Origin of the sequence: Saccharothrix sp. (assembly GCF_031180885.1) — a bacterium.
Lineage (GTDB): Bacteria > Actinomycetota > Actinomycetes > Mycobacteriales > Pseudonocardiaceae > Actinosynnema.
Window position 1 is genome coordinate 1 of record NZ_JAPSLK010000045.1, and the last position, 6,537, is coordinate 6,537.

6 protein-coding genes are annotated in these 6,537 nt (G+C 70.8%); 3 read left to right on the forward strand and 3 right to left on the reverse strand.

Going from position 1 to position 6,537, the window contains the following annotated elements; translation table 11 throughout:
- Positions 1-592: 592 nt before the first annotated feature.
- The 3 genes from RIN75_RS33185 to RIN75_RS33195 are packed head-to-tail and all read right to left on the reverse strand — an operon-like array spanning position 593 to position 4,169.
- The gene (locus RIN75_RS33185) at positions 593-1,561 is read right to left on the reverse strand and encodes an iron chelate uptake ABC transporter family permease subunit (protein ID WP_309116023.1); all 969 of its coding nucleotides are present in this window, start codon (positions 1,559-1,561) and stop codon (positions 593-595) included.
- Positions 1,558-2,571 (reverse strand): iron ABC transporter permease, encoded by a 1,014-nt coding sequence (locus RIN75_RS33190; protein WP_309116024.1) that lies wholly within the window; start codon positions 2,569-2,571, stop codon positions 1,558-1,560. The genes RIN75_RS33185 and RIN75_RS33190 overlap by 4 nt, the downstream gene beginning before the upstream one ends.
- On the reverse strand, positions 2,568-4,169 hold the full coding sequence (locus tag RIN75_RS33195; protein ID WP_309116025.1) for an AMP-binding protein: 1,602 nt from the start codon (positions 4,167-4,169) through the stop codon (positions 2,568-2,570). The genes RIN75_RS33190 and RIN75_RS33195 overlap by 4 nt, the downstream gene beginning before the upstream one ends.
- 67 nt (positions 4,170-4,236) lie before the next feature.
- Here RIN75_RS33195 and entS point away from each other — a divergent pair, with 67 nt between their 5' ends.
- Genes entS through RIN75_RS33210 form a run of 3 tightly spaced genes read left to right on the forward strand, consistent with a single transcriptional unit; the run spans position 4,237 to position 6,537 of the window.
- Positions 4,237-5,502: an enterobactin transporter EntS gene (entS, locus tag RIN75_RS33200; RefSeq protein WP_309116026.1), complete on the forward strand. Its 1,266-nt coding sequence runs from the start codon at positions 4,237-4,239 to the stop codon at positions 5,500-5,502.
- Positions 5,475-6,278 (forward strand): alpha/beta hydrolase, encoded by an 804-nt coding sequence (locus tag RIN75_RS33205; RefSeq protein WP_309116027.1) that lies wholly within the window; start codon positions 5,475-5,477, stop codon positions 6,276-6,278. Before entS ends, RIN75_RS33205 begins: the two co-directional genes overlap by 28 nt.
- A gap of 52 nt (positions 6,279-6,330) precedes the next feature.
- Complete coding sequence (locus RIN75_RS33210; protein WP_309116028.1) at positions 6,331-6,537, forward strand: MbtH family protein; 207 nt, start codon at positions 6,331-6,333, stop codon at positions 6,535-6,537.

Here is a 6,537-nt window from a genome sequence, read left to right on the forward strand (position 1 = left end):
AAAGTTTTGCGAGGTACGAGCAAAAGTTTTTGCGGAACCCGGCCCGCAGCGTGGTTGGCTTTGCCAGGCCATGCGGTGGGGGAACCGACGCCCTTCCCTCCCCCATTGGCGGCCTGCCCGCCGGCGAGGCGCTTTGATCTTGAGAGCGCGCAGCGCGTTCAAGCTTGAGAGCGCGTCAGCGCCGTTCAAGAGCGCGAAGCGCGTTCATCCTCCAGCAGCGCGGAGCGCGTTGCGTGACCACGCGCGCAGCGTGGAGTTGAGCGGGGAAGCGCAATTCTAAAGATCAAAAGAGCCTCGCCGGCGGGCGAGCCGCCAAGGATGACACAACTACAACTGCGGGGCTTCTTGCTTGTGCCATCCCCGCATGACCCGGCAAAGCCAACCACAGATTTCCCGGGTGCCGCTAAAAACTTTTGCTCGTTCCTCGCAAAACTTTTTGGCTGCACCCGGGAAATCTGTGGTAGCCCTTCGGGCGGGCCATACGGGGATGACACAAGCAAGAAGCCCAAGTTGGGGTGTGTCCGCTCGGGCGGACTGCCCGCACGACAAGGTGGACTGGTTTGTCGGGCTGCGGATCTGTCTGCCGAAGGCTTCAGCGCTTGCGCCAGAGCAGCCAGCCCAGGTACACGCCGCCCAACGCGCCGGTCGCCACCCCCACCGGCAGGTTCCCCGCGAACCGCTGAGCCGAGAAGTCCGCCGCCAGCACCAGCAACGCCCCCACCCACGCGGCAGGCAGCAACCCCGCCCCCGAAGCGCGGGTCAAGCGCTTGGCCACCTGCGGCGCGATCAAGGCCACGAAAGCGATCGGGCCGGCCGCCGCCGTGGCCACCGCACAAGCCGCCGTCCCCACCACCAACAGATAGACCCGACTGCCCTCCACCGGCACACCCAGCGCCCGCGCCGCGTCGTCGCCCATCTCCAGCATCTCCAGCCACCGCGCGCCGAACAGCAACGCCGGCACCAGCACCACCAGCGCGATCACCGGCGGCCACAGCTGCGGCCAGCCCAGGTTGTTCAGGCTCCCGGTCAGCCACACGGTCGCCCGCGTCACGTCCGCGACACCGGCGTTGACGATCAGGTAGAAGTTGACCGCCTGCAGGATCGCGCTGACCCCGATCCCGACCAGCACCAGCCGCAGCCCGCGCACGCCCCGCTGCCACGCCAGCACGTACACCAGCACAGCGGTCACCAGGCCACCCACCAGCGCACCGACGGACACCGAAGTAGCACTGCCCCCGAACACCAGGATCACCAGCAGGCCACCGGTCGCGGCGCCGTAGTTGAAGCCGATGATGTCCGGGCTGCCCAAAGCGTTGCGCGACAAGCTCTGGAACACCGCGCCGCTCATCCCCAGCGCCGCACCCACCGCCAGCGCGATCAGCACGCGCGGCAGCCGCAGGTCCAGCACGGCGAAGTTGGTGATGCGGCTGCCGTTGCCGAGCAAAGTGCGCACGACGTCGAGCGGCGCCACCGGAATGGCCCCGGTGCCCAGCGCCAGCACGCCGATGGCGAAGATCACCGCCACCAGCACCACGGAGACGGAGAGCGAACGACGGGTCATGCGCGGGCCTTCCCCCGTCGTACCAGCCACAGGAACACCGGCGCGCCCAACAACGCCGTCACCACACCAACGTCGATCTCCTCGCGCGCCATGACCCGGCCCAGCACGTCCGCCAGCACCAGCAACACGGGCGCGAGCACCGCGCAGTACAGCACCACCCACCGCTCGTCCGGCCCGGTGAACGCCCGCACCATGTGCGGCACGGCCAACCCCACGAACACCAACGGCCCCACGGCCGCCGTCGCCGCACCCGCCAACAACGTGATGGCCACCAAGGTCACCAGCCGCGTCCGCCCCAGGTGCGCGCCCAACGCCTTCCCGGCCTCGTCGCCCAAAGACAACGCGTTCAACGGCCGCCCCATCGCGACAGCGAGCAGCAACCCCACCGCCAAGAACGGCAGAACCTCCACCAACGTGGTCCAACCGGCCCGCTCCAACGACCCGACCGTCCAGAACCGCATCTGGTCCAACGCCTGCTGGTCGAGCAGGATCACCGCCTGCGTGATCCCGGTCAGCGCCGCCGACACCGCCGCGCCCGCCAACGCCAGCCGCACCGGCGAAGCCCCGCCGCGCCCGGCGATCGCGTACAAAGCAACACCGGCGAGCGCCGCGCCGCCGAACGCGCACCACACGAACGCCCGCAGGTCGGTCAGCCCGAACACGCTGATCGCCAGCGCCGCCGCCGTGGACGCCCCCGCGTTGACCCCGAGCAAACCCGGGTCCGCCAACGGGTTGCGCGTCAACGCCTGCATCAACGCGCCCGCCACCCCCAGCGACGCGCCGACCGCGATGCCGATGAGCGTGCGCGGAATCCGCAGCTCCCACACCACGAACGCCGAATCCGACCCGTCCCGCTGGAACAACACGTCCAGCAGGGTGCCCAACGGGATCGACCGCGAGCCCACGGCGATGCTCAGCAACGCCACCACGACCAGCGCGACCAGCCCGCACACCAGCCCGAAGACCCGGCGGCTCGGCGCGGCGACCCGCGCCGGGGCGGTGACGCTCACCCGGCGGCCCCGGTGAGCCTGCGCACCAGCTCGACCTTGCTGACCTTGCCGACCTTGGTCAGCGGGAACGACTCCAGCGTCTCCAACCGGTCGGGCAGCTTGTAGGAGGCCACCCCACGATCCCGCAGGAACGCCGTGATCTCGCGCAACGTCGGCGCCTGCCCCTTGGGCACGATGAACGCGCACGTCCGCTCGCCCATCACCTCGTCGGGCATCCCGACCACGGCCGCGTCGTGCACGGCGGGGTGCGCCAGGAGGTGGTTCTCCAGCTCCTCGGCGGGGATCTTCTCGCCGCCGCGGTTGATCTGGTCCTTGCGCCGGCCCTCGACCACCAGGTGTCCGGACGGCAGTTGCCGCACCACGTCACCGCTGCGGTAGAAGCCGTCCGCGGTGAACGACCGCGCGTTGTGCGCCTCGGCCTTGTAGTAGCCGCGCAGCGTGTACGGGCCGCGCGTCAGCAGCTCGCCGCTCTCGCCGGGCGCGACCGGTGAACCCTCCTCGTCGACGATCAGCACCTCGTCCGCCGGGCACAGCGGCGCGCCCTGCGTGGTGGTCTTCAGCTCGTCGGAGTCGTCCAGGCGGGTGAAGTTCAGCAGTCCTTCGGCCATGCCGAACACCTGCTGGAGGTCGCAGCCCAGGGTCTCGCGGACGCGGGAGGCGGGTTCGGCGTTGAACTTCGCGCCGCCGACCTGGAGCAGCTCCAGTGACGACAGGTCGGCGTCCATGAACTCCACGACGTCCATCCACAGCAACGCGATCGGCGGCACGACCGCCGTCACGGTCACCCGTTCCCGCTCGATCAGCTCGAACACGGTGTCCGCGCTGGGGTCGGGCGCGAGCACGACGGTGCCGCCGGCGGCCATCACGCCCAGCAGACCGGGGGAGGCCAGGGCGAAGTTGTGCGCGGCGGGCAGCGCGACCAGGTACACGGTCCGCTCGGAGAAGCCGGACACCTCGGCGCTCGCGCGCGCGTTGTAGAGGTAGTCGTTGTGGCTGCGGGGGATGAGCTTCGGCGTCCCGGTGGTGCCGCCGGACAGCAGGAACAACGCGGGCGCGACCGGGTCGGGGGCGCCAAGCTCGACCGGCGCGGCCTCGGGCAGTGCCTCGAACTCGGCGGGGTCGCCCACCACGAAGACGTGCCGCAGGGACGGCACCGCCTTGCGCACGGTCCGCGCCAGATCGCGGTAGTCGAAGTCGCCGTCGGAGTCGGCGATGAAGTAGGCGACGGCGTCGCTCAGCTCGCACAGCGGCACGATCTCGCTCTCGCGGTGCGCGGGCAGGGCGAGCACGGGCAGTGCGCCAACCCGAAGCAGCGCGAAGAACAACGCCACGAACTCGGGGACGTTGGGCAGCTGCACGACAACGCGTTCGTCGCGGGTCAGGCCCAGGCCGTGCAGGCCGGCGGCGAGCCGGTCGGCCCACGCGTCCAGCTCGGCGTAGGTCCAGCGGGCGCCGTCGGCGGCCACCAGCGCGGTGCGCTCGGGGTGCCGGCGCGCGCCGCCCCGCAGCAGCTCGTCCAGGGGCTGATCGGTCCAGTACCCCTCCGCCCGGTACCGCTCCACCAGCTCACTGGGCCAGGGCACACAGCCGTCCAGCATCGTCGACTCCCTAGATCGCCTCGCGAAAGTTAGGTTAGGCTAGCCGACATACCGGAGGGAAGGTGCCGTGCGCCTCGGCGAACTCGTGATCGACATCTCACCCCTGCGCACGGACCCCGCCTACCGGCTGGTGTTCGCCGCGCAGACGGTGACCGTGCTGACCACCGCGTTGACCAACGTCGCGATCAACCTGCACGTCTACCAAATCACCGGCTCCTCGGTCCAGGTCGGGCTGGTGGGCCTGGTGTTCGGCGCGGCGCTGCTGGTCGGGTTGCTCGCCGGTGGCGTGCTGGCCGACCGGGCGGACCGGCGCAAGCTGATCCTCGGCTCGCGCGGGGTCGTCGCGGTCGTGCTGGGCGGGTTGGCGGTGAACGCGGCGAGCTCTTCGCCGTCGCTGCTGTTCGTGTACGTGGCGGCGGTGTTGGCGGGTGCGGTCGCGGGGTTGGGCGGGTCGGCGTTGATGGCCGTGATCCCCACCCTGGTCTCGCCCGCGCACATCACCGCCGCCGGCGCGCTGATCACGTTGACCAGCCAGTTCGGCGCGATGGTCGGGCCGTCGATCGCGGGTGTGATCGCGTCCGGTCCCGGTGTGGCGGCGTGCTTCGCCATCGACGCGCTGGGGTACGTGGCGGCGGTGGCGTTGCTGTGGCGGTTGCCGTCGATGCGCGCCGAGAGCGCCGACGAGGAGCAGCAGCACCCGTTGCGGTCGTTGGCCGAGGGCTGGAAGTTCGTGCGGGGCAACGCGGTCGTGCGCGGCCTGCTGGTGATCGACCTGTGGGCGATGGTCTTCGCGATGCCGTACGCGTTGTTCCCCCAGATGGCCGACGAGGTGTTGGGCGGCGGCGCGTACACCGTGGGCCTGCTGTTCACCGCGCCCGCCGTGGGCGCGTTCGTGGGCGGTCTGTTCAGCGGGTGGACCGGGCGGTTCAAGCACAGCGGGCGGGCGCTGATCGCGTCGGTGCTGCTGTGGGGTGTGTCGATCACCGCGTTCGGCCTGTCCGGCAACCTGTGGCCGGCCTTGTTGTGCCTGGTGATCGCCGGTGTCGGGGACACGACGTCGGAGATCCTGCGCCGGGCGCTGTTGCAGCACCACACCCCGGACCGCTTGCAGGGCCGGGTGAGCGGCCTGTGGCTGGCGCAGGCGACGTGCGGTCCGGCGGTGGGCAGCGCGGAGGCCGGTCTGGCGGCGCGGCTGCTCGGACCCGGGCTCGGCGTGGCCGCCGGCGGGATCGTGTGCATCCTCGGCGTGTGCCTGGTGGCCCTGACCATGCCCGCGCTGCGCCGGGCCGACCTGCGAGGGGAACCGTGGCCGTCGCCCGCCTCAACGGCCTGACGATCCCCTACGACGACACCGGTTCCGGCGAGCCGGTCGTGCTGGTCATGGGCACCGGCGCCACCGGTCGGGTGTGGCACCTGCACCAGGTGCCCGCGCTGGTCGGGGCCGGGTACCGGGCGATCACGTTCGACAACCGGGGGATCACGCCGTCCCCGCCCGGGTTCACCATCGACGACCTGGTCGCCGACACCGCCGCGTTGATCGAGCACCTGGACGTGGGGCCGTGCCGGCTGGTCGGCACGTCGATGGGCGCGCAGGTGGTCGCCGAACTCGCGCTGGCCCGGCCGGACCTGGTCTCGCAGGCGGTCATGATGGCCACCCGCGGCCGTCCGGACGCGTTCCGCGCGGCGATGGCCGTGGCGGAGCGGGAGTTGCGCGAGTCGGACGTGGTGCTGCCGCCGCGGTACGAGGCGGTGAACCGGGCGCTCCGCAACCTGTCCCCGCGCACCCTCAACGACGACGAGGCCGTGCAGCAGTGGCTGGACCTCTTCGAACTGTCGCCGATCCTGTGGACGCCGGGCCTGCGCGGCCAGCTCGACCTGGACATCACGTCGAGCAGGCTGCAGGCGTACCGGGAGATCCGGACGCCGTGCCTGGTGATCGGGTTCGCCGACGACGTCCGGCTGCCCGCGCACCTGGGCCGCGAGGTCGCCGAGGCGATCCCGACGGCGGAATTCGTGGTGCTGGACGGGTGCGGCCACTACGGCTACCTGGAACGACCCGCCGAGGTCAACTCCGCGATTCTCACCTTCTTCGCCGCTGGACACTCTTAGTCCGCCCTTACTAAGGTAAGCCTCAGTTAACTTCTCGCACTGGAGGCTTGCCGTGACGAACCCCTTCGACGACGACAGCGGGCGCTTCTACGCGCTGGTCAACGACGAGGGTCAGTACTCGCTGTGGCCCACCTTCGCCGAGGTGCCCGCGGGCTGGCGGGTGGTGTTCGGCGAGGACTCGCGGGAGGCGTGCCTGGCCCACATCGAGGCCGCCTGGGTCGACATGAGGCCGCGCAGCCTGGTCGAGAGCGAGCGCTGA

What these genes read in the sequence shown, in the direction of transcription:
- RIN75_RS33185 (WP_309116023.1), bottom strand. Translation starts at nt 1,561, where the DNA reads ATGACCCGTCGTTCGCTCTCCGTCTCCGTGGTGCTGGTGGCGGTGATC.
- RIN75_RS33195 (WP_309116025.1), bottom strand. Translation starts at nt 4,169, where the DNA reads ATGCTGGACGGCTGTGTGCCCTGGCCCAGTGAGCTGGTGGAGCGGTAC.